This window comes from Candidatus Woesearchaeota archaeon (genome assembly GCA_021734105.1).
GTDB lineage: Archaea > Nanobdellota > Nanobdellia > Woesearchaeales > SKGA01 > SKGA01.
In genome coordinates this window covers 1-24334 of sequence record JAIPJP010000001.1, presented here as the reverse complement: position 1 = coordinate 24334, position 24334 = coordinate 1, and the positions used below count along the sequence as shown (strand labels likewise).

Below are 24334 nucleotides of genomic sequence, written 5' to 3'. Positions count from 1 at the left end.
TATAAAAACCTAGAAGTATCTTCCTGATTGTTTCTACTCAAGTGTTTAATAAGGAACGCGCCAATAATTAAAGTTATGTGTGGAATATTTGCTTATCACGGCTGGCGAGACGATGCACTAGTTATTGTTTTAGAAGGGCTTAAACAACTAGAATATAGAGGATATGACTCATGGGGTATTGCAGCCAAACAACAAGACAATCAAGAGCATCTCATCATTAAAGAAACATATTCTGTTCCTCAACCAAATAATTCTCACTATACAACACCAACCAAAAGTGCTATTGGACATACGCGATGGGCAACACATGGAAGCGTTACAAAAGAAAACGCACACCCACACACCTCCACAGATGAAACCATCGCCGTAGTCCATAATGGCATTATTGAAAATTATAAAGAACTGCAAGAAAAATATGAATTGCAAGACATTTATTCTGAAACAGATTCTGAAATAATTCCCAAACTCATATTCTATCATCTTAACACAGGAAAAAAATTTATTGACAGCGTCAGAGAAACACTACAAGAAGTAGAAGGTAGCTTTGCAATTGTTGTTAGTAATACCAAAAATAATAAACTTATAGCGGCCAGAAAAGGATCACCACTAGTTATTGGAATTGGCAAAAAGGAATATGTTCTTTCATCAGATATTCCTGCACTCTTAACGCACACTAGAAAAATTATACATCTTGAAGATGGAGAAATTGCAATCATTAATGACCAACTACACATTCAAGAGGTAGATACTAAAAAAGAAATCACTAAACAAGTTAAAGAAATAACGTGGGATGTGCAAACTGCAGAAAAAGAAGGATATCCACATTTTATGCTAAAAGAAATTTATGAACAACCAGAAAAAATAAAACAAGCAATACGAGGAAGAATAAAAAATGAAGTAGTATTTCTACCTGAACTTGCTAATACCACAACCATAAAAAGAATAATCATCATTGCCTGCGGAACTTCGTGGCATGCGGGAATCGTTGGAGAATTTCTACTTGAAGGGTTAGCAAAACTTCCTGTTGAAGTAGAATATGCATCTGAATTTCGTTATCGCGACCCCATCATAGAACCAAACACACTTGTACTAGCAATTAGTCAAAGTGGAGAAACAGCAGATACACTTGCAGCTCTACGCGAAGCAAAAAAGAAAGGAGCGAAAGTATATAGCATTTGTAACGTTATGGATTCAACCATTGCAAGAGAAAGCGATATTGTTTTGTATACTCGCGCAGGACCTGAAATTGGCGTTGCATCAACCAAAGCATTCACTACACAAGTTGTAGTTCTTTATCTTCTTACAGCGCATTTTGCAAAAGAGAGGAATACGCTTAGCGATAAAAAAATAAAAGAAATGATACGAGATGTACAAGAATTACCAAAGCTCATCATGGATGTTTTAGGAACAGAAAAAAATATTCAAACAATTGCAAAAAAATTTAGCGCCAGTAAGAACGCATTATATTTAGGACGGGGAATTCATTATCCAATAGCACTTGAAGGCGCGCTCAAACTTAAAGAAGTAAGTTACATTCATGCAGAAGGCTATCCCGCTGCAGAAATGAAACATGGACCTATAGCACTCATTGATAAGAATTTGCCAACAATCTGTATTGCGATAAAAGACTCACTCACCTATGAAAAAATAATCTCTAACATGCAAGAAGTTAAAGCAAGAAACGGAAAGTTAATTATCATTGCAACAAAAGGAGATGCGCAGGTACAACATTTAAGTGAAAATATAATATTTATTCCTCAATCACGTTATTCTCTAAGCGCAATTCTTGCAGTTATTCCTTTACAACTACTCGCATATCATATCGCAGTCTTACGAGGATGCAATGTTGATAAACCAAGAAATCTAGCTAAGTCTGTGACTGTTGAATAAAAAAAGAATTATAAAATAAAAAGAAAAAAGAAAAAAAATACTCGAAAAGAAAAAAATGCTCCTAAAATGCTCCTTAAAGAAGCAATTGCATTTACTCTTTCTTCCAAGCTAAAAGACCTAACTGCACATACATCCAAAGACTACCCACAATAGGAATAAGAGCTAGAAGTACTGTCCAACCAGGAAATTTTCTTGCTTCTGTAGTTTTCCACCACCACATGAAGAAAAACACCATGAAAGCAATCGTTGCAAAAATGTTAATAAAAGGAATTAAAGCTCCAATTAATAACAAAAAAGGCCACCAATGCATCTTAGCAATCTTTCTAAACACTAAACCAGGACCTAAACCCGGAATCCAAGCAAGAGCAGGATAATCAACCTTCTCTCTTCGACCAATAGTCATAACAGCAAAAGACAAGTAGATATACAAGCCAATTCCTAAAATAACCACTAAAAACATCATTCCTGCAAAAGCAGCAAATATGCCCGTAGGCAATAAACTTTCTAAAGCCATTTTACCCCTCCAAAGAGTTATAGGTTCATTTATAGAAAAACACTTTAAAAATCTTTCCCTAAATAACAAGAGAGTAAGCATTTAAAAAGAAGAAGTACATAGAATACTATATGAAAAGAGTTTGGCTGCTTGGAATAACTTATCTTCTAGCACTCATATGTGTAAGTTTTCTTCTTGTAGCGCTCTCTTCAAGTTTACATAAACCATTTCTTAAAGAAGAAGCGCAAAGAACAGATAAGATAGTTACGAAATTTCTACTCACAGGCAATTCAACAAATCTTCAAATTTTCACGCCAGCAGAAAGAAGTCATTTAGAAGATGTTCGAAGACTCATACATATTACCACATATAGTATACTCCTTCTTATAGGGGGAGTCTTATTATATTGGTTTAATTTAAATCGTGCAGAGCGACGAGGAATAATGCTGACGCCTTTTCTTTTTCTATTCTACTTCACACCACTTTTTACGTTTGCAAATTTTACCAAACTCTTTGAACTATTTCATCAACTCCTTTTTCCACAAGGTAATTATTCATTTCCATTCAGTTCAATCCTCATTCAAACCTATCCAGAAAAATTCTTTACTAGCATGAGCATTTTAATTATGGTGATTTTGTTAGTACTAAGTATTTTAGCACTTCTTGGCGAGAAATATAGTGCACGAAAGAAACTAAAGATGAATAGTAATACCCATCTTCGTAAGTAAGAAATTATAAAAAATAATGATGAGTACAATTAAAAATAACATTAAAATTATTTGATATTTATTCACGTGACGATGATATTTTTCTCTATTTTTATGTGTGGAAACATCCAATAACTCATCAGCAAAGTACACTGAAAGAAAAGTGCCTGCGCCTGAAAGAAGAATAATTCCCCAGAAAGGAAAAGGCTGAGAAAGTATATGATGAAATAAACTGAGAATAAATGTTTTCTCGTACACACCCGGATTTGTAAAAAAGACAATAACATTAAGAATTAATGCTATCACCCATACAACCATTTCAGAATAAATCATTCGTAGTTTTGTAATAAGACGAATAGGAAAGTCAAGTAAGAAACCTGCATCAGCAACCGGCGTACAAAATACGAAAAAAGACCAGGTTAAAGCAGTAATAAGAAAACCATCTTTAGTTCCATAGTGTGAAGAAATAATAATAAAATAAATCAAAATAACTAGTAATACAATGGAAAACTTTGCAAACGTGTGTTGTTTTGTTTGTTCACTATAAAACGCGATAAACCGCTCTTTAAAAGAACCTTTTTTACTAGTTTTTGTATTCATCAACAAACCTTCAACGAGCAACAATTAATGTACTTGTCATTGCAACACCATCAAGTGGACGAATTTTATCTAATATAAAAGTTCCTAATGCTTCAGAATTTTCTATTTCAACTTTAGCAATAATATCCCATTCTCCAAAAATTATGTGTGAGCCAATAACTTCTTCATAACCGTTAATAGTCTCATAAAGTTCTTGCTCTTTATCTTTTTCCACATTAATTAACAAATATGCTAACATTTTACCATACCTCCAGTATAAATATCGCCGATGCCGTCAAATTGTTCTGACGTATCACGTCGAGGGTTGACCCCTTCGGGGTGACGTGTAGGCGATGTTTTTACACAAAATTATTTTTTAAATTTTCGAACTATTGTTAAAAACGCTGTATGACCAAGCATGTTATGTTTTGGACGTAATTGTTTGTCATTAACTTCCCAGCGACGCTGAATAAGTTCTATAACTGTTATGAGTTTAAAGTCATCATCGAGTTCTTGAATAAATTGTTGTGCTTGATTAATATGCGGTGTGTAAATTGCAGCGTAAGCACTTTGTTTTAACGCTTTTTTTATCGTAGGAATTGCCTTTTCAGTCTTAGGAATATCTAAAACGAATAAATCAACTTGCTCTTTAGGTTCGATGGTGGTTATGTCGCCTTTGATAACTTCGACATTAGTAAGATCAAGTTTAACGCAATTCTCCCGCACCGTTTCTAAGTGCTGATCGTTAATATCGTAAGTGTACACTTTTTTACATAACGCACCAAGCGTGCAAGCACTTCCACCACTACCAGCACCAGCATCAATTACTACTGAGTCTTTGGTTAAACCGCATTCTGCGATGATAAACCCAATGTCTTTAGGGATGATGATTGCTGCTTGTTGCTTCATACGCTCCATATTATCTTTGAACGTTGCAGGGACTAAAAGCAATTCTTGCCCACCTGTTGTTTTTATGACGCCCTCATGATTTGCATCAATAAGCACTTGTCTATCAACAGCACCCTCATTGAAGTGAATGGAACGGTTAAGGTCCAAAATAGGATAAATCCTTTTTTCCTCTGTGATTGCGAGCTTTTTGACGTGCATAGCGTGTAGTAAGCTAAAGACGTATTTAAAAGTAATGCATGTTTACATATGTTTCACGTAGCAGGAGGTGACTTTGAGCATTTCTCTTGTGACGTCAGGCACTGGCTGATTCCCGTTAATATTAATTATTGTTCGACCATCCATATCAGGAAGGAGCACCATTAAACGATCAAGATTTTCTTTTGCTTTTTCTTGAAATTTCCTTTTCTCAAAATATTCTGCTCTATCGCCTCGCTTGTGAATTCTATGCATGGCTACATCCACAGGAACATCAAAAACAAACGTGATGTCAGGAATTCTACTGCTCGAACCATTGTTTTGATAATCGTGCAAGTCATACATTAGAGAAAAACTCGCACCTTGCGCTCCTTGAAACATATAAGTTGAGAGATCGTATCTTGAAGAAAGGACATGACCATCACGAAGTCGAGGATTGACATGTTGGACGGTGTGCAAGATTCTATCTGCAATGAAAAGATTAGTTGCTTCATCAACTGATAAGGTGTTTGTCTTTTTTAGTTCGTTAATTTTCTTTCCTGGCGTTGAAAGCATCGTTGGCTCATTAGTTATCCATAAAGGTTTATGTTTTTCCCCTTCAAAATATTTACAACCATTCTTAAGAGCTTGCGCAAACGCAAACAATTGCGTGTCTTTCCCACAGCCGTCTAATCCTTCAAACGTAAAAAAATAATTATTCTCCATTCTGTTTTACCTCGCTATCACTATATTATTTTCTGAAAAGAAAAAGCTAACAACTACTGCGCAGCATTATTCGTCGCGCTACGACGAAATCTGAGTCGTTCATCATAACAATTCCTCGCTTTTGCATCGGAATGTGATGAACTCATTGTTCTGCAAGGCAGTATTTATGTTAGCTGTTGTTGTATGTTACCTCAAAATTAGACTTCGCCTTCACGGCTCACTTGTAATTGAAACCCTTCAAGTTCGTCTAATTCCTCCAATGTCCAAAAATCTTTCCTCATACGTATCACCGGCCAACGAATGATAGGCGTCATTGGTGCACCTCGCAATCCTCGGTAGCACGTAACAATCTATCTTAGTGCGTAGTTTCACGCTTTTCGTTATGATATATTATAGTGTTGTAGTAAGTTTATCTATTTCTTACAGAAGTCTTGATATAGTGTTGTATTTTTTCGGCAAATTTAAATATTAAAGCTTCTGAGAATTGATTAAGGGTCGTAACGCGACGATATAACGACGTGGTCGTACTACGAAACACGAGCTGCATGTGCACAAAAAATTATTTTTGGCATGCTGAAAATTTTTAATTTTCATCGAATCGCTCGCGTTTCTGATTAAACGTCAAGGCGTTACTGTAAAAGATGTTGGGAAAAGAAGATATTCGAAAGATAGAGGACTTTGTCAAAATAGCTCCGCGAACTATTCAAGAAGTAGCAGTTATGCTTGGACGGAATTGGAGAACTGCTGATTCTTACGTTGAACGAATTGCTCGAGAAGAAGGGACAGTTGCAACCAAAGTATTTAGAGAAGGAACTCGAGGAGCGCTGAAGATTGTTTATTATAGAGATAATACATCCATTCATTCCTCACAATTTCAAGAACGACTTCTGCAAAAAATTCAAAGTGCACACCATAAGACTGATTTTAGCCCATTTGATATTTATCAATATATAGAGGAAGGAAAAAGAAGAGCATTCTATGAAGAACAAACAGAGTATAAACTTACTGAGAAACAAGACTTGGAGTACGCACTTCGAAGCACGCAAGAACAAGTACTTATTTTCTCAGGCAATTTATCATGGGCACTCGTTACACAAGGAAACACAAAGATAATTGATGTCTTTGATGAACTTGTAGCTCGAAATGTCAGTATCAAAGTTGTTGCTAACGTACAACTAGATGCAATTGATAATATCAAAGCAGTGTTGGCGTTAAATCATAAATATAAAAAAAATCTTATTGAAGTGCGGCACGCAGAGCAACCACTACGAAGTTTTGTTATCGATAAAACATTTATGCGATTTAAGGAAGAGAAAGCACAAAAACGCAATTCCAGATTGTATATTTTTTATGAAATTCGAGATGAAGAATGGATTGCGTGGATGCAAAAAGTATTTTGGCATTTCTTTCATATGAGTATTGACGCTGAAAGTCGAATAAAAGACTTAGAAACTATTGAAGAAATAAAATAAGATTAAGAAAGTAGTTCGTGCAATTTATTCGAAAGATCTTGGAAAGGTTTTTCCTTTAGAACTCCAATTTGTTTGAGAAGCAATCGTTTGTCCATCTTGAAAAGGGATTCAGGTTCAATAGAGCAAGACCTATGAAGTTTTCCAGAAGACAATGAAGTTGTGTTAATCTGCAAATGAGTTTTCTTTAAAGATTGTTGCGCAGTAATACCGCAAACAATAACATCTTCGCTTTTCTTGTTGAACTTATTGTTAGAGACAATAATTGCTGGACGTACTTTCGTTTTAGATAAATCAGAGAAAGGAAAGGAAACTAAAAACAAGTCCTTCTGCTTCAAAGATAACGACCCCATTCTTTTTCATCAATAGGATTATCCCATAGTTTTTTGAGATTTTCTTCAGCAAGCATTAACCAACCCATCCGTTCTCGCTGCTTTTCAAATTGCTCAAGATGTCGCATAAATGACTCTTCTTGCTCTAACGAAAAACGACCGCCTTCCTCCCGAAGAATTAAATTATCGCCTTCTTTGAGACCGAGTTTTTTTCTAATTCGTTCAGGAATAACAATTTGACCTTTTGAAGATAATTTTACCGTTTCAAGCATGGTAAGACTAGTAAGACTATTCTTACTTATATAGTTTTCTGAAATACTCATAGCATAAAGTCTATGAAAGAGCATTAAATAGTCTTCTAAGAAAAAATTGAAAATTTTACGGAAAAACTATTTTTCTCCTTGCACAAGAATACTTACTTCTCGCTTTCTATCGTGATCAAGCTCTATAAGCATAATTTCCTGCCAATAACCTTTCACCAGTTTGCAGTCTTGCACAATAAACGTGAGCGCGTGAGGAAGCATAAGTGCTTGCGCGTGCGCATGACCATTCTTACACTCATAACACACACCTTGGTCATCTGGTGCGCAAAGATGCGTGTCTCGTTTCCCTTCAGGATTTCGAACATCTTTAATGTCATTATGATAATAGGTAGCGTCAGGGTCTGCGAAAGTGTCAAGAACTTGGTGAATGTCAGGAGTGTAACTCATTGAACCATTTCCTATGAGATTCTTTTCATCTTCATTCACCCAAAGCCGTGCAGTTGTGTGCATGGATTGAATAATAATACTGCCAGACTGAATGCCTGATTTTTTGACAATGTCTTGAATTTGTTTGGTTATTGTAATGAATTGTAAACGCTTTTTTGTTTGAAAAGAAAGTTTGTCAAAAAAAGTTGTAAACGTCATTTTACCTCTAAAGGTAAAGCATGCTTTTTAAAGGTTAAGAAAGAATTATTTCTTTTTGTAGATTTCTGCCATTGCTGTATAGGTATTAAGGTAATAATAACAAATATCTAATTCTATTTAGTTGAAATTTTCCTCCTGTGCAAAAACAAGCACTAGACAAGTTGACGTGATGATTTTAAAGAATTAAATCGAACAAGTAAAAAATGCAAAATAACTTAAAAAATGAAAACATTTATAATATTTATAATTATTATATTTCTTATAAATGGGTGATACCTATGAAAACTATCGCAGTCAATGAAGAAATACATCAAAAAATATCTGAATTTGGACACAAAAACGAAACATACAATCAGATTTTAGAGCGCCTCTACAACTCCGCAATAGAAACCCAATTTGCAAAACTTTTCTTAGACTTAGAAGACACTGTAGATGTAAATGACTTAGAATGGTAATCGTTAGAATAGATACAACGCTTGTTAAAAAGCTCGAGAAGCAATTTAATAAAAAAGAGCTTCACGAGATAAAAAAATTATTTCTTTCGCTACAAGATAACCCCTACCAAGGAGATTTACTCTATGCGTTTGGCAATTTCATCCTCAAAGAGAAAAAATACAAAACATTTCGATTTTATTTTATCCACTCTCGAAAAATTCTTCTCATCAAAGATGTGAAAGCATTACAAGATGAAATCATTCGATTCATTGAACTGAGCAAAAAAAATAATCAACAACACGTTATTGACAAACTTAAAGAGATGAGCACACGACTTGACAAATCATAGATATCTTTAAAAATCAGCCCAGCAAACAAATTATCATGGAAATACATTCTTGGAACGTGAACGGTCTTCGGGCAGTTGCTAAAAAAGGTTTTGATAAGTATTTGTTGGAGTATAATCCAGACGTTTTATGCATTCAAGAAACGAAAGCTCAGATTGATAACCTTGAGGAACATCACACAGATATTGGTGATTATTATTCATACTTTTTCTCTGCACAAAAGAAAGGTTATAGTGGTGTTGCCATCTATACTAAACAGAAACCACTAGCAGTTATAAAAGGAATTGGTATTGAGAAGTTTGATGATGAAGGCAGAGTGTTGATGCTGGAATTTGAGCAATGCTTTGTTGCAAGTGTTTATACGCCAAACGCGCAACACGGACTTCTTCGCATGGACTATCGACTCGAGTTTGAAAAAGAACTTCGAGCGTTTGCTAAAAAAATGAGCAAGATAAAACCAATATTTATTTGTGGTGATCTTAATGTTGCACATAACGAAATAGATATTAAGAATGCAAAACCAAATATGGGCAACCCAGGATTTACTCTTGAAGAGCGAGGAGCTTTTACGCAGTTGCTTTCTGAAGGATTTGTCGATACATTCCGAACGCTACATCCCGATGCCATCGAATATAGCTGGTGGTCATACCGCTTTAGCGCTCGAGCACGCAACATTGGTTGGCGTATTGATTATGTTGTGACTAGTAAAGAATCTTTGAAATACGTAAAAGAAGCATTTATTCTACCAGAAGTATTGGGAAGCGATCACTGCCCAGTTGGCGTGAAAGTAAAATTCTAAGGATTTGTTTATAAACAGAACCACTTTGTTTATAAAGAGAAGCGCGTTTGCTCTGTCTAACGCAAAAATAATTTTTAATTTGCGTCATCTGCGTGATGAACAAAGTTCACATGCAACGTTCGTTGAAAAACGAGGTAAGAACAGCAAAAATGATATACGACATAGATCAGCAAAAGCTCATTATTGCGGCTAGCGCTGAATTAAAAAACCATATAGAAATGCCGGAGTGGGCACTGTATGCAAAAACAGGACCACATAGAGAAACTATGCCTAAAAATCCTGACTGGTGGTACATCCGAGCAGCATCCATTCTGCGAATGTGCTATAAAGAAGGACCAGTAGGGGTAAGCAAACTTCGAACCCGATACGGGGGAAGACAAAACAGAGGCTATAAACCTGATAAATTTACACGAGCAGGCGGAAAAGTAATTCGCGCAATTCTGCAACAACTCGAAACAGCAAAACTTGTTAAACAACATACTGTTGGCACACACAAAGGACGCATCACCACACCTGCAGGCATAAGCATTCTAGCAAAAGCAGCAAAAACAGTTGGCAAAGCAATCAAAACAAGCAAACCAGTAACTAAACCTTCGCCAAAGCCAGCTAAAGAAGAAGCAAAAGCTGAAAAGCCAAAAGCAGAAGACAAAGCTGAAAAGCAAGAAGCTACAAAGGAAGAAAAAACTGCAAAACAAGAAAGCAAACAAGAAGTAAAAGCTGAACAGCAGAAAACTACTGCAAAGCCTGACACTGAAGCAGATAAGCCGAACACAGAAAAGCAGAAAACTGATAGAGGGGCTAAGTAAAATGGCAAGAGTTATTCCACCAGCAAAAAAGAAGCGACTTGCAAAGCTTGGACGACAAACAAGATGGGCTCCATTTTGGACAATCCCAAAGATCTACGGATCTAATAAAAAAATCCACCCGGGACGACACACAGAAGTAAAACGTTCATGGAGACGTGGTAAAACTAAAGTATAGGTGATAGATTATGGCAGATGAAACATTAACACGAACCTACACCGTACCTCTTAGACGAGGATATGCAGAAACACCACGTTACAAGCGAACTAATAAAGCTGTTTCTGTACTTCGGGCATTTCTTGTACGACATATGAAATCCGAAAACATCAAATTAGGCGCACAACTTAATGAATTACTTTGGGCAAAAGGAATTAAGAACCCGCCCCCTCGAGTAAAAATTACTGCAACTAAAGATGCTGAAGGTGTCGTACGAGCAGAACTTGAAGGTGTAGCTTACAAAGACTTCAAACAACAAGAGAAAAAAGAAGAGCCAAAATCTGCTAAAGAGAAATTACAAGCAGCAGTGAAAGGCGCAAAGGGCGACAAAAAAGAAGAAGCACCAGCGAAAGCAAATGCAAAAACTACAGCTGAAACTAAGCCAACAGAAATAAAAACAGAAACTAAACCTGCAACTCCTGTAGAAAAAGAAGCTCCTAAAGCAGAAGCAAAAACTGACAAGCCGAACGCAGAAAAGCAGGAAGCTGTTAAGAAGCCTGTTGCTTCACAAACTGAAGCTAAAACTAATAAGCCAGATGCAGAAACACAAAAAACTGTTGAAAAGCCAGCAGTAACAAAAGAAGCAAAGGCAGAAGAAAAGGAAGCTACTCAAAAAGTTAAGCCCGAAGTTAAAGCAGAAGACAAAAAGAAATAAATTTCTTTATTTCGCTGTAAAGTGTGCCGGAAATTTATTTCCGAGCATTTTATTTTTACTTTTTTCTTATTCTTAATACAAATCGTTTAAAAAGAAGCACACGCTTCTTGTTCACACAAAGTCAAAAAGAAAGAAACACATATAAATTTTCAAAGAATTACCTTTTTTATGACAAGAAGATGGAAAAATCCTCGATATATGCGTGCAACACGCCTTAGTGGAGAAGATATCATTAGAGAACTTAAGAAAGGAAAACGAATAACAGAAATTAAAGAAACAGAATTGATGAATTTAGAAACCTATGTTCGCCATCACCTAAACAAACATCCGCTTTCAAGTAATACTATCAAAATTCATACTCGCGTCTATCTTAATACATTTGATGAACTCACTAATCTATCTAAAAAAGAACAAGATAAACAACATATCTACTACGAAAATGGCATTGCGCGAGTAGCACATAACAAGTTTGAAGGTGAAGCAGAATACCTAGAACGAGCTCTTGAAAGCATATTTGGATGGCATAAAAAAAGTTTAAACACAACCTATACTAGTCAACAACCAGTCAACATAGAAGAAACATTCTCCAAATTATTTAATTTTGTTATGAAATATAATTTCCCCTTACTTTTTGAACAAGCAGAACATCCTTATAGTCAAGATAAATACATTAATCTAATTAATGGTTTTAATATACAAACATTTAGAGCGCAAGAGTTTAAAATTCTAGAAAAATAATTATTTTTCTTTTGAAGAAAAGGAAATTCCTTTGTAAATTTTATTGTATAAAGCATCAATAGACGATGCGCCCAATAATTTTTGTTTATATTCAAGTTGATATGTTATATAATTCTCAGAAAATCTTCCGAAATCTTGTTTGCTTAGTTCTTCAACAATAGTCTTAACAGGAACACCTTGATACGCTCGTCGCAATACAAAAAGAAAACTCGTTTTATAATTTTTCGCAACATGCAAACGAGCATAGTCAAGAAACTCCATAGTTTCATCTACAGATTCAGGAGTAGACAATACATTTGACTCGTGCTTAACCATATCAGCAACAGAAACATCTCCTGACTCTACATCATTCTTGAGCAGCGCATCAATAGAATCATCGTCAGAATGCAAACTGACTTTTTTGGACATAGATTTTTTTTCGGGTGAAGAGACAAGATAAGGTTTTTTTGAGGTGGTTTGTAACGTATCTTCTTTCTTTTTAGAAGGAAGCCTTTTTGTTTTTCCCGATTTAACAGAAGATAAATTATCCTGTATCCACTCTTTTTTTGTTTCTTCTTTTTGAGGAATTTTCGATTTAGTTTCTCTAGAAGGAGTATATTCCTCAGACCAATAATAAGCAAGAGTTTCTGGACGAAGAAAAAGTGAAGCTGCAACTTGACGAATATAACTAGAATCAGAAACTTTATGTGCAGGAGCATACATTTTAAGCGCGATAATCTCAGCAATATTACCGTGTGATAAATATTTATTAGGGGATGGAACAATTTTTTCTTGTGACATAAAAAAGAAAAATAAAGAATACTATAAAAATACTTTTGTTTCTTTAAAAACTAATCTTTATATTCTTTCATCTCAAACTTCTTAATATAAATTTCGCTATTTTTTACGACAAACTCATAGTCATCATCTTCTTTAAAGTTCGCTAATTTAGAAACCATTTCAGGAAGTAAAACGCGACTTCCTCTAAAATCAATTGAAGTAATAAGCGTGTCTTCTTTTTTATCAGCCTTATCAATAACCGAAAGCACTTTATCAGCTCCTTTCTTTTGAGAGCGATTCATCTTTGCTTGTGTTCTGTCAGCAAGATATTTTGCAATTTTATCAGCAATATCAATTCCTGTGTATTGAGTAATGCCTTGCAAACCAGGACTTAAATTAACTTCTAAAACCATAGGTCCTTTATGGGTCATTAAAATATCCACGCCACAAACATCTGCACCAAGCGCTTCTGCTGCCTTTACTGCAATACGCTTTGTTTCATCATCAAGCTCAATAACATCACCAGTTCCACCAGAATGAATATTTGATCGAGCTTCATTCTTCTTTGCTTTTCGTTGATAAGCAGCAGTAACTTGACCACCAATAACGAATGCACGCACATCACGCCCACCAGTTTCTAAAAACTCTTGAATAATAAACGGCTGACGAAGAGAGGAAAGCGCATCAAGAATAGATGATGCTGATGCAAAACTTTCAGCAAAAAGCACACCTTTTCCACCTGTTCCTTGAGGAAACTTCATAATAATTGGATAATTAAGTCGCTCAAGAATAGAACGTGCCGCAGTAATAGTTGATGCCAAATACGTTGTAGGCATAGGAATACCATTTCTTTGAAACTCTAGTTGTGTTAAAAGTTTATCATGAGCAAACGTAAACGCTCTATCACTAATCGGCATATAAGCAGTACCATTAATAAGAAGCGTTAATGTTTTAAGAAGATTAGCGTAACGAAACGAGCCTTTTGCAAAAATACAATCATATCTTGCTAAAGGAGTTCCTTTGTATAAAATTTCTGCTTTCTTACCACTAATACTAATTTCGATATGACGAATATTAAGTAAATCAACTTCATCAAAATATTTCTCCATTGCAACAGCCGTCCATTTACTTGACTCACTTTCTAAACTAATTAATGCTGCTTTCATTTCAGTTGCACCTTGCGGGCTTTTCTTTTTGGATTAATTAAAAAACCTTTTCGTAAAATATTGCGACCAATAAGTACGGGAAAACGCATAGTTGATCTGTCAGCAATAGTAAAATGTTCAGTAAATTTTCTTCCCGCAAGTTCAATAGTTACATCTACAAATTTTCTTGAACTACTTCCATGCGCGTTACGAATTGTTTTCTCGCCCAAAATAGGACCTAAACCTAATTCTTTAGCTAGTTTTTCATCAATTGAACTTTTTGAAGCACCAGTATCAATTCTTGCTCGAACTTGAATATGCTTACCATTCGATGTACATAATACAGGTTCTGTAAAACCAATTATATGCTGTTCATCATCAGTATCTTTTGCAGAGGTCATCTGCTGCTTTGTAAGCAAGATTCTTTTATAAATGAAGTGGTTTTTGGACCCTGTTCAAAATAGGGGAAAAGGATATTTTTCCTAGATTATACTAAAACAACGATTTTATGACAACAGTCGTTTTGTAGGGCTGCGCCTGGTTGAATCGGTTGTTGATGAATGTTACGTCAAGGTGCCAGCATATAAACAAAAACAAGAAAATTGAGCAAAAAAAACAAAAAAAAATCAAAAAACAAGAAAACAAAAAAATAAAAAATTATATGTATTTTCTAATTAGATTACGAAGAACATCCACATCATATGGTTTAGCAAGCACTTCATCATACTTGTCTTTTACTTCATATAAATAACTTAACTCACCAAATGATGCACTTATACCAAAAATAGGAACGTCTGGCTGATATTGTCTAATCTCTTCATTCGCCTTAGAACCACTCATTTTTGGCATACGCTCATCTAAGATAATTAAATCATAATGATATGATAAAACTAAATCAGTTGCTGCTTTACCATCATTAGCAAAAAAAACATCGTACTCGTCTTGTAATTGAAAACTAAAAATCATTCTAGAAAGTTCATCATCTTCTGCAATAAGAATTCTCTTTTTAGAAAAAGCATCATTCACCATGTCATCTAGTTGACCCCTATGAGGTTCTTTATTATCTGACTTCATGTTTATAAAACTTTTAGATCATCTTTAGTGACTTTTTTTTGACCTGTACTAACAGCATGTCTACATACATCTTCTAATGCTGCAAGGAATAATCGAGTGTTTTTTCCTGATTTATCAAAAACATCTTTAATAAGAGCATCAGAAATAAAATCATTATTACCATCAAGTCGACTTCTTGCTAACTCAATTGCATCTTCAGCTTTAAGTTGCTTAAGCGACATAACATGTTGGCCAATAATTTTTCTTATCTCATCAGAAAGTCGAGCTTCTTTAAACGATTTATCAACAAAAAGAACGGAAAGAAAATTACCCGACTCAAAATACTCAACAATTTGCTCACAATCAGCAGCATTAATCTTTGCAGTTTCATCAACAACAAGAATAACGTCTTTTGCTTTTTTACCAAGAAGTTTTCCTAGTCCTTTATTTGCACCTTTCAAAAGCTGTGCATAATCAAATGCCCTATCACTTCTATTTCGACTAATGTATAACACTTTTTTCTGACCAGCAAACTCATTGATTACATAACGAAGCATTGTTGTTTTACCAAGACCAAAATCACCTTCTAAAAAATACATAACAGGACTGGTTAGTTTTGTCACAAGATTATCAATTTCTTTATCATAACCAACTACTTCATCATCAAAAAATCCTGGCTTTATAATAAACGGATTATAAGCATAACCAAGTGATTCATACCATAAAGGAGCTTTCTTACTCATTTTTTTCACCTTCTTCTTGTGTGTTTTCAAACTCAGCATTACATTCCGGACAGCAGGTGTCCGTTCTTTTAACAATAGCTCCACAATTACCACAAAACATCTCATAAGCAGGACATCTGTAATACTCGCCAACTTTCATAATCTTATTTCCTTTCTCATCAACAAGCTTTTCCTCGTCAGAAATAACTTCTTCACCAAGAGCTGATGCATAATCTTCTTCATCCTCTGCATCCAATGGTTCATCAAGAATGTTTAGATGTTTATCAAGAACTTTTTCATCTTCTTCAAAACCCATTTCTTCAAAAACGCGGTGCAAGTTAATTAAAAACATGCGAGGATTTGTATTTTTTTCAAAAATTTTCTGAATAAGTTTTTGTTTGATAAGTGCATCCTCATCATCTTTGAATTCATCAAGACGCTCAAAGGCGAGTTCAATTGCTTGATCTTTTGTTAAATCATCAAGTTTAATAACTCGTCGACCAATACGATTAGCCATACTTTCACTAAAAGGCACTTTCTTAAATGACTTGCCCGCCATGACAACTGAATGCAAGTAGCCATAATCAAAATAATATTTGAGTCGTTCCGTATTCACATGAGATAGTTCATCAACATTATCGATGACAAGAATCATTTCTCTTGGTTTGCTACCAAGAAGTTTTCCTTTCATACCATTTCGTTTTCGAAGTAATTCTTCAATATTAAGATTTTTCTTAAGCTTAGCTGCATCAACATAAATAATTCTTCCTTTAAAACTTTCAATAATTTTTCGTAAGAATTTAGTTTTACCTGCACCTTTCTTTGCTTCAACAAAAATTGTTGCTCCCGAACGAACATAATACAACGCGTCATTGAGTTGTTCTTCTTGACCATATAATTTAGTCATTTCTTGGAGCGGTTTGATGAGAAACGGGTTCTCGTAATAACCAAGTCTTTTATACCATGCTTTCATTTAATAGTCACCCTTATAATAATACTTATTTGCAGTATCGCTTCTTATTTAAATATTTTGCTTCTCTTAAGTGAAAACTATGTGTTTTCCCTTGAAAATACTCTCACTTTACGCAGAATACGCACGTGATAATTCTCCCAAGAAAACACGTTTCATTTAAAAAACTTAAGGAAAATACGAGAAAAAAGACTAAAAAACTGCAAGGAGAACGTTTAGAATAACAGAAATTAAGATTTTTGGGCACTAAGTAACAAATTTGCTTGTGTGATAAGCGAAGCTCAACAGATCAAGCAAAGCTTAACACGAACAGGTTATGAAAAATCAACCTTTTTTAACCAAATAAAACAAAGAGTTGCGTGTTGCTGTATGTTCTAAAGAACTATTTACTCCGAAAAAACTTATTTTTTTGGAAAGTAGGTGTCAATCCACTTGTTGAACGCAAATTTGATATGCTCTTCTCGACCAAAGGAGTATTCATCTTCTTTCCAATCAATCTGTCGACCAACAGGCGCTAGACCATCTCGATCATACGGTGCGTGAATAAATGACTCAAAGACAGGAATTTGAAATCGCTTGTAGAAATGTTGGCGCATCAAACTCAAATTATGTTTCACATTTGAATTCTCTAATGTATCACTTTCTTTTTCAGGAAGACCACGATTAGCAACAATCTCATCAAATTGCTTTTTTATAGTTCCGTTTAATCCACATAAAATATCAGTAATATCTCTATAATCACCATGACCAATTGGAACGACAATTCCCTCAATATCAGTTTTAATTTTTGATTCTGTAAATGAAGAAATTTTTCGTGGATGAGCATAAGTAAAACAATCGTAGGCCAAGTTAACACTATATTCAGGATATTTTTCCTTCACTCGCTGCCTATGTTGCTCACGTCGATGATGATACTCTTTTCGTTCAAAATCACTTGCAGCACTAGGAAAATCTAACACATCCAATTCTACAGCCATGCTCATTGCATCTTGATATGCTGCACGATACTTCTGAAACTCTTCTTCACCGTTTTTCAAAGCATCATTGAGTAACGATACAACATCATGATGGTCGTCCATAATAATCACCTGCGCATCAGGCACGCGAGCTTGCAATATTTCTTTTAAGTATTGTTGAGGATATTCATTTCTAACAATAAAATCAGGACGTTTGAGTTCAAAGTCAATGGGTTGCGTGAAAATAAATCGTTTTGACATAAAAGACCTAATTCTAAAACATAATATAAAACTTCGTATAGAATATTTAAAGGAGAAAAGATAGAATAAAAAAATAAGTGAAGCAATTACTTCGCTTCAGCTTTTTTAGGTGATTTGAAGTCTTCAGGAACCCATTCGGCTTTCCCAAGACCATCTTGACGCATCGTAATACCAATTTTTGGATTCGTAATGTCCTTAAAAGACACTGCAACAATTCGGCCAAAGCATTTATCGCCAACCTTAATGGAACGCTTAGATTCTTTACCAGTTAAGACTTTTTCTTTACTAAACGACACAAAGTCATTCATCGTTTGGCCGATGTGAATCATACCTTCAACAGGACCTAAAGTTAAAAAGGCACCAAAGTCAGTAATGTCTTTAATCTTACCGTAAATAACTTCTTGCATCTCAGGAATGAACGTGAGAATGTCAAATGTTGCTTTATAGTACGCAGCACCATCACCCGGAATAATAATTCCATCTTCAACACCATTAAGTTTTACAACATCAATAACATAGCCAAGTTCTTTAGAAATATAACCAGAATATTTTTCTTTAATCTGCCCTACAACAGCATCCGCTAAGTCTTTTGTGAAAGCACTAGGCGGGACTCGAATGTGATCTTTTACTTTAACTTCGTAAAACATTTTCTTTTTCCTCCTCTAACAGAATTCTGCGACCTGTGAACAGCGTTCAGATTCAGGTTAACAGCCACCCTGCCAAGATATACGCGCCCAAAGACAAGAACGGGGTTGCACACCTTATGCCAGTAATGTCAAATGATTTTTTTGACGTACTGTGATTATTTTTGCCTGTTTTTTTTGCAAACGTTTCTGAAGACCTTTGTCGAGTGTTGCAACGTACGTCTTCTCATTTGCTATGCGGACAATATTATCATCCACTAAAGGCTCCTTTGAGGAACAAGCCAGGCTTTTTAAACCTTTTTGCTTGGCCATGATAAAACCAAGCTTTGCATTAAACTTATCTTTTCCCTTAGCTTTAGTCTGACCATCCATAATGTGTTGAAGCTCCCTATAGCTATTTTCCATAACGCACAGCTCGTATGATTCGGTTACTAAGCGATCAATTTCTGTGTAAATATCAATACCTTCACTACCTGGAAGCAAGAGAAAATTAGTGTCAATAATGACTTTAGCTTTTTTTGTGAAGAGTCCCATGAGAATAGAAAATAATAAGCCTTATTTATATAGTTACGCTCATGAAAAGAGAGAAGGTTTAAAAAGCCCTCAGGACTAACCAATTAAAATTGTTTACTGTTAAGCTTCGCTTGACATTCAACAACCAAAATAATCAGCGCAACGTGTTACGGAGTCTTATTGTCAACGCTGTTGACAAGGAGTAATCATTCGCAGGAATTATTTTACGCTTTGCGTAAAATCTGCTCACTTAACAAAGCTCCAAGGCAACACTAAAGCTTGAACTGATGTAATAGTAAATGAAGTGATACTTATGGCAATTAAAGAAGGAGATTTTATTAAAATCAATTATACAGGAAAAATTAACGATTCAGACAAAGCAGTATTTGACACAACAGATATCGCTGTTGCTAAACAAGAAGAAATATACAGTCCAAAAACAAAATACGGACCAGCAGTCATCGTTGTAGGTGAAGGACAGGTACTTCCTGGAATCGACAAACAACTTATTGGTAAAGAACCGGGCACATACACATTCGAGATTCCTGACGTTGACGCATTCGGCAAAAAAGATGCAAAACTTATGAAACTACTCTCTAACAAAATATTTGTAAAAGAAGGCATTCGACCACAACCAGGATTACAAGTTAATATTGATAATCAAATGGGATTTATTCGCTCAGTAAGCGGGGGAAGGGTCGTTGTAGACTTTAACCATCCACTAGCAAGCAAAGATCTTATTTATGACGTTGAAGTTATTAAAATCATTACCGATAAAAAAGAACAAACACAAGCATTCTTTGATGCTATGGGCTTGCCAGTAGATAAAATTACTGCAACAGAGAAAGAAGTGATTATCACAACAAAACAATTACTACCACCAGAATTTGCAAAACCATTAACAGAAGATATTAAACGACTCATTAAAGTTGATGCAGTTACCTTTGAAGCCACAGAAGGCAGCAATAAAAAAGAAGAAGCTAAAAAAGAAGAATAAAAATGGAACTACCCAAAAAGTATTCGTTTAAAGATATTGAAAGTAAGTGGAAAACATACTGGAAAGAAAAGAAAATAATTACTTTTTCCAAACAAGGCGATAATGTATATTCAGCAGATACACCGCCACCATACGTCAGCGGTAAAATGCACATGGGCCACGCCATATCTTATTCACAAGGAGATTTTATCATGCGATTTAAACGGATGAAAGGGTTTAATGTATTCTTTCCATTTGGAACCGATGATAATGGTCTACCAACAGAGCGATACATTGAGAAATTAAAAAAATTAGATTCTAAAAAGATGGCTCGGGAAGACTTCGTAAAAGTTTGTAGTGAAACAGTAAAAGAAATTTTACCAGAACTCGTACAACCATGGATTGACTTAGGAATCAGTGCAGACTTTGAAAACGCCTACTCCACTATTGATGACACCAGCATTAAAACATCACAATTATCATTTATTGATTTACATGAAAAAGAATTAGTGTATCGAACATCATCACCAACAGTATGGTGTACGAAATGTCAAACAGCAATAGCACAAGCAGAGTTTGAAAATATAGAAAAAAATTCCCATTTTCATGATATCGCCTTTCATGATGAAGAAGGCAACGAATTAATTATTGCAACCACACGACCAGAACTCATTCCTGCATGCGTTGGTATTTTTGCACATCCTGAAGATAAGCGATATACACATCTAAAAGGAAAAAATGCAGTTGTTCCAATTCTTGACTATAAGGTTCCTATTAAATTTGATGAAAGCGTAGCACTTGACAAAGGAACGGGTCTGATGATGGTCTGTACGTTTGGTGACAAAGAAGATGTTGAGAAATGGCATAAATACAAACTTGATTTACGAGTCATTCTTGATGAAAAAGGAATGCTTAATGAACTTGCAGGACCATACAAAAACCTCAAAATTTTAGATGCTCGAAAACAAATCGTTATAGATTTAGAAGAAAAAGGATTCTTAAAATCCAGTAAACAAATCAGCCACAATACAAACGTGCACGAACGATGCGGTACAGAAATTGAATTCCTCAAAACTTCACAATGGTTCATTAACGTTATGGATCATAAAGAAAAACTCATTAAAGCTGGTGATGACATTAATTGGTATCCAACACATATGAAAACACGATACACTCATTGGGTTGAAAACCTCAATTGGGACTGGTGTATTTCCAGGCAACGACATTTCGGCGTTCCATTCCCTGTCTGGTATGAAAAAGATACAGGCAAACCAATTATAGCGCGTAAAGAAGATCTTCCCATTTATCCCATGACACATAAACCAGCATGGTACGCTCAAGAAACAGGAAAAAGTAACGATAACTTAATTGCTGAAATGGATGTTATGGATACCTGGGCAACAAGCAGCGTGAGCCCACAAATTGCGCTCAAATGGCCAGATCTATCTGAAACAGAATTCAAAAAAGTTTTTCCTATGACACTTCGCATGCAAGCACATGATATTATTCGAACATGGACATTTTACACCATCGTTAAAGGATTGTATAACAATAACACAATTCCTTGGAAAAATATCATGGTCTCAGGATTTGTCCTTGATAAACACGGCAAGAAAATGAGTAAAAGCAAAGGCAACACTATTGACCCAGTAAAAATTATCGATCTATACGGTTCAGATACTGTTCGGTATGCAGCATCAGTTGTAAAACTTGGTGAAGATCAACCATTCCACGATAAATATCTAGAAACAGGGAAAAAATTTGTTACAAAAATCTTTAACGCTGCAAAATTTGCACACATGCATCTTGAAGATTACGATGGTAAAGCATTACATGTTTCTAAAATATCATCAATCGATAAATGGCTTGTTTCAAAATTAAATACAACAATTCATGAAGCAGACAAAGCATTAGATACATACGAATATGCAAAAGCAAGAACTATCATCGAACGATTTTTCTGGGATGACCTCTGCGATAATTATTTAGAAATTGTTAAAGATAGATTATACAAACCAGAACTTCATGGCGACGATGCGCGATATGCTGGGCAAATGACCTTGTATCATGTCCTGCTTAATACACTTAAGTTACTTGCACCCTATGTTCCATACATTACAGAAGAAGTTTTCTCCTGGAAATTTGCAAACGACCTTAACGTGAAAAGTATTCATACAGAAAGTTGGCCAACATTTAGTGAAGAGTTAGTGTTTGCTGATGAAGAGGCCGCAGGCGAAGTTGCAAAACAAATAATTTCATTTGGAAGGCAAGAAAAAAATGCTGCCGGAGTTAGTCAAAAACATCAATTCACTTCAGCAAATTATTTTGGAAATAAAAATTTACTTGAATTAGTTAAAAATGATTTAGATATGACATTAAGTGCTGGACAAATTGAAACAAGTACAATCACCGATTCTGAAGAAGTTAAGTTTGAAGGAACACTAGCACCAAAAGAAGAAAAAAAAGAGTAAGAAGAAAAAATTAATTCTTGTCAACAACAACGAAGAACTATTACTTGCAATACAAGCAAAAAAAAAAAAACATCATCAAACGTGGAGATTTTGTAAACTTAACAGTTCAAAAAAATACGTTTGACTTAAGAATACTTCAAGGCCGTAGCTGTTGACGTTGCTCTTTAGTCCTCGATTTCTACATCAGCCATCATTTGCTGCACACGCATACTAATTGGTTGTGAAGCTGTTCGCATAGAAGTTTGTTTTTCATTAGCAACAATGGTCTTAACAACTTCCCCATAATCTTCAGCACCACGACTTTTTGGCGCGTACGTAAAAATTGATTTTCCACTTGCAGGCGCTTCAGCAAGCTTTGAATTCACCCGAACAGGATTAGTTACTTTTTGTCCATAATCTTCCATTAACTTTGCAAGCATGTTGCGGTTCGTTCGATTACGTCTATCATGCAACGTTGGCACAATATGGGAAATCTTTAAATCATGATTAAAATGATTATTAAGTTCTTTAATCGCTTCAACCATATACGTTAAACCAGTTAAAGAAAGATACGTCGTTGATACTGGAATAAGTGCTTCATCACTAAAAAGCAATGCGTTCTGATTAAGCATACCTAAGGATGGTGCGCAGTCAAAAATAAGATAATCATAATCCTGCACATCAGCAAACTTTTTAGAAATCACTTGAGAAGGATTGGTTTGCTTTGCTAAATGCACATCAATTTTGGTTAATGATTCATCACTATGAATAATATCTAAATTCTTTCCAAGAGCAGTCGTACAATCAACATGAGAACAAGTTCCCATTAAAAAATCATACAAATTTAAACGTTTACTTGCTGTGAGCGAATGCGCAACATTACCTTGCGGATCTAAGTCAACAAGCAACACTCGTTTTTCTTGACGAGCAAGACCTGCTGCAATACTTACTGCCGTGGTCGTTTTTGCAACACCACCCTTTTGATTAATAACACATATTTTCCTCATATAAACACCTTTCACCATGCAAAACAGGTTAGATGTGTGTGGGAAAGTGTATACTAATATATAAATATTTTTATTATTTGGTTGATGGACTCGCCTAAGTAAAACAAAAACACACATATTGTTCACAGAAAAAATAACAAAACAAGATGAAAACTTAAGTAACCGGATTAGAACCAAGATCAGCAACATCAACAACTTCAGCAAAGACTACTCCCGAAATATTATGAGAAACACTACCTCCAACGCGATTAAATTCAAGCAGTACCGGAATACGCGTTTTATCACCAACACCTAGGGGTTTAGTATCTGCAATTGCTAATTCAACGCGTTTAATTTCACCGCGATTAATAACTAAAGAACCCGTATGTAAACTAATAACACCATCAATATCGCTTGCATTAGTTATTTGAATATCTTCTTCAAAATTATTTCTTACACGCAAAACAACATAACCACTTAAACCAGAATCCTCTTGATTTACAATCAAATGATCAACACATTTAATTTGCTCACCAAATTCACATGTATCAGGAACATAACGTTGCGGATTTAAGAGGCCAAAATAACTTAAAACACCAATTGCCACAAGAATAACTAAAAAACCCCAACCATAGGTAATAAGATATTCTAATGCAGCTTGACCCTTCCTAGAACGTTTCACTAATGCTCGCCTCTTCACAAAGGATTTTGAGAGGTT

The 24334-nt window shown here is 35.1% G+C and carries 31 protein-coding genes; 12 read left to right on the top strand and 19 right to left on the bottom strand.

Annotation, left to right across the window (positions count from 1 at the left end):
- Positions 1-75: 75 nt before the first annotated feature.
- A complete protein-coding gene (gene glmS, locus K9M74_00155; GenBank protein MCF7798295.1) occupies positions 76-1890 on the top strand; it encodes a glutamine--fructose-6-phosphate transaminase (isomerizing) in 1815 nt (604 codons plus the stop codon).
- Positions 1891-1981: 91 nt separating this feature from the next.
- On the opposite strand, the gene K9M74_00150 is transcribed toward glmS, so the two are convergent.
- The gene (locus K9M74_00150) at positions 1982-2404 is read right to left on the bottom strand and encodes a hypothetical protein (protein ID MCF7798294.1); all 423 of its coding nucleotides are present in this window, start codon (positions 2402-2404) and stop codon (positions 1982-1984) included.
- A 110-nt stretch (positions 2405-2514) separates the two neighbouring features.
- Between K9M74_00150 and K9M74_00145 the strand changes: the two genes are divergently transcribed.
- On the top strand, positions 2515-3111 hold the full coding sequence (locus K9M74_00145; protein ID MCF7798293.1) for a DUF1461 domain-containing protein: 597 nt from the start codon (positions 2515-2517) through the stop codon (positions 3109-3111).
- On the opposite strand, the gene K9M74_00140 is transcribed toward K9M74_00145, so the two are convergent.
- The 4 genes from K9M74_00140 to tmk all read right to left on the bottom strand — a co-directional run bounded on the left by K9M74_00140 (position 3076) and on the right by tmk (position 5478).
- Positions 3076-3690, bottom strand: coding sequence for a hypothetical protein (locus K9M74_00140; protein ID MCF7798292.1), 615 nt, complete (start codon positions 3688-3690; stop codon positions 3076-3078). The two genes, K9M74_00145 and K9M74_00140, sit on opposite strands and share 36 nt — an antisense overlap.
- Before the next feature lie 10 nt (positions 3691-3700).
- Complete coding sequence (locus K9M74_00135) at positions 3701-3928, bottom strand: Lrp/AsnC ligand binding domain-containing protein (protein MCF7798291.1); 228 nt, start codon at positions 3926-3928, stop codon at positions 3701-3703.
- 110 nt (positions 3929-4038) lie between these two features.
- Entirely contained in the window at positions 4039-4776 is a 738-nt protein-coding gene (locus tag K9M74_00130) for a methyltransferase domain-containing protein (protein MCF7798290.1), read from the bottom strand.
- A gap of 42 nt (positions 4777-4818) precedes the next feature.
- The gene (gene tmk / locus K9M74_00125) at positions 4819-5478 is read right to left on the bottom strand and encodes a dTMP kinase (protein MCF7798289.1); all 660 of its coding nucleotides are present in this window, start codon (positions 5476-5478) and stop codon (positions 4819-4821) included.
- 641 nt (positions 5479-6119) lie between these two features.
- Between tmk and K9M74_00120 the strand changes: the two genes are divergently transcribed.
- The gene (locus K9M74_00120; GenBank protein MCF7798288.1) at positions 6120-6950 is read left to right on the top strand and encodes a hypothetical protein; all 831 of its coding nucleotides are present in this window, start codon (positions 6120-6122) and stop codon (positions 6948-6950) included.
- 2 nt (positions 6951-6952) lie between these two features.
- Here K9M74_00120 and K9M74_00115 read toward each other — a convergent pair whose 3' ends face one another.
- The 3 genes from K9M74_00115 to K9M74_00105 all read right to left on the bottom strand — a co-directional run bounded on the left by K9M74_00115 (position 6953) and on the right by K9M74_00105 (position 8187).
- A complete protein-coding gene (locus K9M74_00115) occupies positions 6953-7300 on the bottom strand; it encodes a type II toxin-antitoxin system PemK/MazF family toxin (protein MCF7798287.1) in 348 nt (115 codons plus the stop codon).
- Positions 7282-7551, bottom strand: a complete 270-nt coding sequence (locus K9M74_00110) for an AbrB/MazE/SpoVT family DNA-binding domain-containing protein (protein MCF7798286.1) — start codon at positions 7549-7551, stop codon at positions 7282-7284. The genes K9M74_00115 and K9M74_00110 overlap by 19 nt, the downstream gene beginning before the upstream one ends.
- Before the next feature lie 117 nt (positions 7552-7668).
- Positions 7669-8187: a YjbQ family protein gene (locus K9M74_00105; protein MCF7798285.1), complete on the bottom strand. Its 519-nt coding sequence runs from the start codon at positions 8185-8187 to the stop codon at positions 7669-7671.
- Between the two features lie 203 nt (positions 8188-8390).
- On the opposite strand from K9M74_00105, the gene K9M74_00100 reads away from it, so the two are divergent.
- From K9M74_00100 to K9M74_00070, 7 genes are all read left to right on the top strand, one after another.
- Positions 8391-8642, top strand: coding sequence for a hypothetical protein (locus K9M74_00100; GenBank protein MCF7798284.1), 252 nt, complete (start codon positions 8391-8393; stop codon positions 8640-8642).
- Positions 8636-8971, top strand: coding sequence for a hypothetical protein (locus K9M74_00095; GenBank protein MCF7798283.1), 336 nt, complete (start codon positions 8636-8638; stop codon positions 8969-8971). Before K9M74_00100 ends, K9M74_00095 begins: the two co-directional genes overlap by 7 nt.
- A gap of 35 nt (positions 8972-9006) precedes the next feature.
- Complete coding sequence (xth, locus tag K9M74_00090; GenBank protein MCF7798282.1) at positions 9007-9768, top strand: exodeoxyribonuclease III; 762 nt, start codon at positions 9007-9009, stop codon at positions 9766-9768.
- 149 nt (positions 9769-9917) lie between these two features.
- The gene (locus K9M74_00085; protein MCF7798281.1) at positions 9918-10574 is read left to right on the top strand and encodes a 30S ribosomal protein S19e; all 657 of its coding nucleotides are present in this window, start codon (positions 9918-9920) and stop codon (positions 10572-10574) included.
- A 1-nt stretch (position 10575) separates the two neighbouring features.
- On the top strand, positions 10576-10749 hold the full coding sequence (locus K9M74_00080) for a 50S ribosomal protein L39e (protein ID MCF7798280.1): 174 nt from the start codon (positions 10576-10578) through the stop codon (positions 10747-10749).
- 10 nt (positions 10750-10759) lie between these two features.
- Positions 10760-11443: a 60S ribosomal protein L31 gene (locus tag K9M74_00075; GenBank protein ID MCF7798279.1), complete on the top strand. Its 684-nt coding sequence runs from the start codon at positions 10760-10762 to the stop codon at positions 11441-11443.
- Between the two features lie 168 nt (positions 11444-11611).
- The gene (locus K9M74_00070) at positions 11612-12181 is read left to right on the top strand and encodes a hypothetical protein (GenBank protein MCF7798278.1); all 570 of its coding nucleotides are present in this window, start codon (positions 11612-11614) and stop codon (positions 12179-12181) included.
- On the opposite strand, the gene K9M74_00065 is transcribed toward K9M74_00070, so the two are convergent.
- The 9 genes from K9M74_00065 to K9M74_00025 all read right to left on the bottom strand — a co-directional run bounded on the left by K9M74_00065 (position 12182) and on the right by K9M74_00025 (position 19225).
- On the bottom strand, positions 12182-12961 hold the full coding sequence (locus tag K9M74_00065) for a hypothetical protein (protein ID MCF7798277.1): 780 nt from the start codon (positions 12959-12961) through the stop codon (positions 12182-12184).
- A 50-nt stretch (positions 12962-13011) separates the two neighbouring features.
- Complete coding sequence (locus K9M74_00060) at positions 13012-14106, bottom strand: RimK family alpha-L-glutamate ligase (GenBank protein ID MCF7798276.1); 1095 nt, start codon at positions 14104-14106, stop codon at positions 13012-13014.
- Complete coding sequence (locus K9M74_00055; protein MCF7798275.1) at positions 14103-14486, bottom strand: RimK/LysX family protein; 384 nt, start codon at positions 14484-14486, stop codon at positions 14103-14105. The genes K9M74_00060 and K9M74_00055 overlap by 4 nt, the downstream gene beginning before the upstream one ends.
- A gap of 256 nt (positions 14487-14742) precedes the next feature.
- The gene (locus tag K9M74_00050) at positions 14743-15159 is read right to left on the bottom strand and encodes a response regulator (protein ID MCF7798274.1); all 417 of its coding nucleotides are present in this window, start codon (positions 15157-15159) and stop codon (positions 14743-14745) included.
- A gap of 2 nt (positions 15160-15161) precedes the next feature.
- Positions 15162-15881, bottom strand: coding sequence for a hypothetical protein (locus K9M74_00045; protein MCF7798273.1), 720 nt, complete (start codon positions 15879-15881; stop codon positions 15162-15164).
- Complete coding sequence (locus K9M74_00040; GenBank protein ID MCF7798272.1) at positions 15874-16833, bottom strand: hypothetical protein; 960 nt, start codon at positions 16831-16833, stop codon at positions 15874-15876. Before K9M74_00040 ends, K9M74_00045 begins: the two co-directional genes overlap by 8 nt.
- Before the next feature lie 398 nt (positions 16834-17231).
- Complete coding sequence (locus K9M74_00035; GenBank protein ID MCF7798271.1) at positions 17232-18047, bottom strand: hypothetical protein; 816 nt, start codon at positions 18045-18047, stop codon at positions 17232-17234.
- 86 nt (positions 18048-18133) lie between these two features.
- Positions 18134-18694, bottom strand: coding sequence for a DNA-directed RNA polymerase (locus K9M74_00030; GenBank protein ID MCF7798270.1), 561 nt, complete (start codon positions 18692-18694; stop codon positions 18134-18136).
- 114 nt (positions 18695-18808) lie between these two features.
- On the bottom strand, positions 18809-19225 hold the full coding sequence (locus K9M74_00025; GenBank protein MCF7798269.1) for a hypothetical protein: 417 nt from the start codon (positions 19223-19225) through the stop codon (positions 18809-18811).
- 292 nt (positions 19226-19517) lie between these two features.
- On the opposite strand from K9M74_00025, the gene K9M74_00020 reads away from it, so the two are divergent.
- Together K9M74_00020 and K9M74_00015 are read left to right on the top strand one after the other, a co-directional pair.
- Positions 19518-20201, top strand: coding sequence for a peptidylprolyl isomerase (locus K9M74_00020; protein ID MCF7798268.1), 684 nt, complete (start codon positions 19518-19520; stop codon positions 20199-20201).
- 2 nt (positions 20202-20203) lie between these two features.
- On the top strand, positions 20204-22651 hold the full coding sequence (locus K9M74_00015; GenBank protein ID MCF7798267.1) for a valine--tRNA ligase: 2448 nt from the start codon (positions 20204-20206) through the stop codon (positions 22649-22651).
- A gap of 164 nt (positions 22652-22815) precedes the next feature.
- On the opposite strand, the gene K9M74_00010 is transcribed toward K9M74_00015, so the two are convergent.
- Positions 22816-23637 (bottom strand): ParA family protein, encoded by an 822-nt coding sequence (locus K9M74_00010; GenBank protein MCF7798266.1) that lies wholly within the window; start codon positions 23635-23637, stop codon positions 22816-22818.
- A gap of 154 nt (positions 23638-23791) precedes the next feature.
- The coding region (locus K9M74_00005) for a hypothetical protein (protein MCF7798265.1) at positions 23792-24334 on the bottom strand (543 nt) is incomplete at its 5' end.

Excerpts from the sequence above, each read along its gene's own strand:
- glmS (MCF7798295.1), top strand. The coding sequence starts at position 76 with ATGTGTGGAATATTTGCTTATCACGGCTGGCGAGACGATGCACTAGTT.
- K9M74_00150 (MCF7798294.1), bottom strand. The coding sequence starts at position 2,404 with ATGGCTTTAGAAAGTTTATTGCCTACGGGCATATTTGCTGCTTTTGCA.
- K9M74_00145 (MCF7798293.1), top strand. The coding sequence starts at position 2,515 with ATGAAAAGAGTTTGGCTGCTTGGAATAACTTATCTTCTAGCACTCATA.
- K9M74_00140 (MCF7798292.1), bottom strand. The coding sequence starts at position 3,690 with ATGAATACAAAAACTAGTAAAAAAGGTTCTTTTAAAGAGCGGTTTATC.
- K9M74_00135 (MCF7798291.1), bottom strand. The coding sequence starts at position 3,928 with ATGTTAGCATATTTGTTAATTAATGTGGAAAAAGATAAAGAGCAAGAA.
- K9M74_00130 (MCF7798290.1), bottom strand. The coding sequence starts at position 4,776 with ATGCACGTCAAAAAGCTCGCAATCACAGAGGAAAAAAGGATTTATCCT.
- tmk (MCF7798289.1), bottom strand. The coding sequence starts at position 5,478 with ATGGAGAATAATTATTTTTTTACGTTTGAAGGATTAGACGGCTGTGGG.
- K9M74_00120 (MCF7798288.1), top strand. The coding sequence starts at position 6,120 with ATGTTGGGAAAAGAAGATATTCGAAAGATAGAGGACTTTGTCAAAATA.
- K9M74_00115 (MCF7798287.1), bottom strand. The coding sequence starts at position 7,300 with ATGGGGTCGTTATCTTTGAAGCAGAAGGACTTGTTTTTAGTTTCCTTT.
- K9M74_00110 (MCF7798286.1), bottom strand. The coding sequence starts at position 7,551 with ATGCTTGAAACGGTAAAATTATCTTCAAAAGGTCAAATTGTTATTCCT.
- K9M74_00105 (MCF7798285.1), bottom strand. The coding sequence starts at position 8,187 with ATGACGTTTACAACTTTTTTTGACAAACTTTCTTTTCAAACAAAAAAG.
- K9M74_00100 (MCF7798284.1), top strand. The coding sequence starts at position 8,391 with ATGCAAAATAACTTAAAAAATGAAAACATTTATAATATTTATAATTAT.
- K9M74_00095 (MCF7798283.1), top strand. The coding sequence starts at position 8,636 with ATGGTAATCGTTAGAATAGATACAACGCTTGTTAAAAAGCTCGAGAAG.
- xth (MCF7798282.1), top strand. The coding sequence starts at position 9,007 with ATGGAAATACATTCTTGGAACGTGAACGGTCTTCGGGCAGTTGCTAAA.
- K9M74_00085 (MCF7798281.1), top strand. The coding sequence starts at position 9,918 with ATGATATACGACATAGATCAGCAAAAGCTCATTATTGCGGCTAGCGCT.
- K9M74_00080 (MCF7798280.1), top strand. The coding sequence starts at position 10,576 with ATGGCAAGAGTTATTCCACCAGCAAAAAAGAAGCGACTTGCAAAGCTT.
- K9M74_00075 (MCF7798279.1), top strand. The coding sequence starts at position 10,760 with ATGGCAGATGAAACATTAACACGAACCTACACCGTACCTCTTAGACGA.
- K9M74_00070 (MCF7798278.1), top strand. The coding sequence starts at position 11,612 with ATGACAAGAAGATGGAAAAATCCTCGATATATGCGTGCAACACGCCTT.
- K9M74_00065 (MCF7798277.1), bottom strand. The coding sequence starts at position 12,961 with ATGTCACAAGAAAAAATTGTTCCATCCCCTAATAAATATTTATCACAC.
- K9M74_00060 (MCF7798276.1), bottom strand. The coding sequence starts at position 14,106 with ATGAAAGCAGCATTAATTAGTTTAGAAAGTGAGTCAAGTAAATGGACG.
- K9M74_00055 (MCF7798275.1), bottom strand. The coding sequence starts at position 14,486 with ATGACCTCTGCAAAAGATACTGATGATGAACAGCATATAATTGGTTTT.
- K9M74_00050 (MCF7798274.1), bottom strand. The coding sequence starts at position 15,159 with ATGAAGTCAGATAATAAAGAACCTCATAGGGGTCAACTAGATGACATG.
- K9M74_00045 (MCF7798273.1), bottom strand. The coding sequence starts at position 15,881 with ATGAGTAAGAAAGCTCCTTTATGGTATGAATCACTTGGTTATGCTTAT.
- K9M74_00040 (MCF7798272.1), bottom strand. The coding sequence starts at position 16,833 with ATGAAAGCATGGTATAAAAGACTTGGTTATTACGAGAACCCGTTTCTC.
- K9M74_00035 (MCF7798271.1), bottom strand. The coding sequence starts at position 18,047 with ATGTCAAAACGATTTATTTTCACGCAACCCATTGACTTTGAACTCAAA.
- K9M74_00030 (MCF7798270.1), bottom strand. The coding sequence starts at position 18,694 with ATGTTTTACGAAGTTAAAGTAAAAGATCACATTCGAGTCCCGCCTAGT.
- K9M74_00025 (MCF7798269.1), bottom strand. The coding sequence starts at position 19,225 with ATGGGACTCTTCACAAAAAAAGCTAAAGTCATTATTGACACTAATTTT.
- K9M74_00020 (MCF7798268.1), top strand. The coding sequence starts at position 19,518 with ATGGCAATTAAAGAAGGAGATTTTATTAAAATCAATTATACAGGAAAA.
- K9M74_00015 (MCF7798267.1), top strand. The coding sequence starts at position 20,204 with ATGGAACTACCCAAAAAGTATTCGTTTAAAGATATTGAAAGTAAGTGG.
- K9M74_00010 (MCF7798266.1), bottom strand. The coding sequence starts at position 23,637 with ATGAGGAAAATATGTGTTATTAATCAAAAGGGTGGTGTTGCAAAAACG.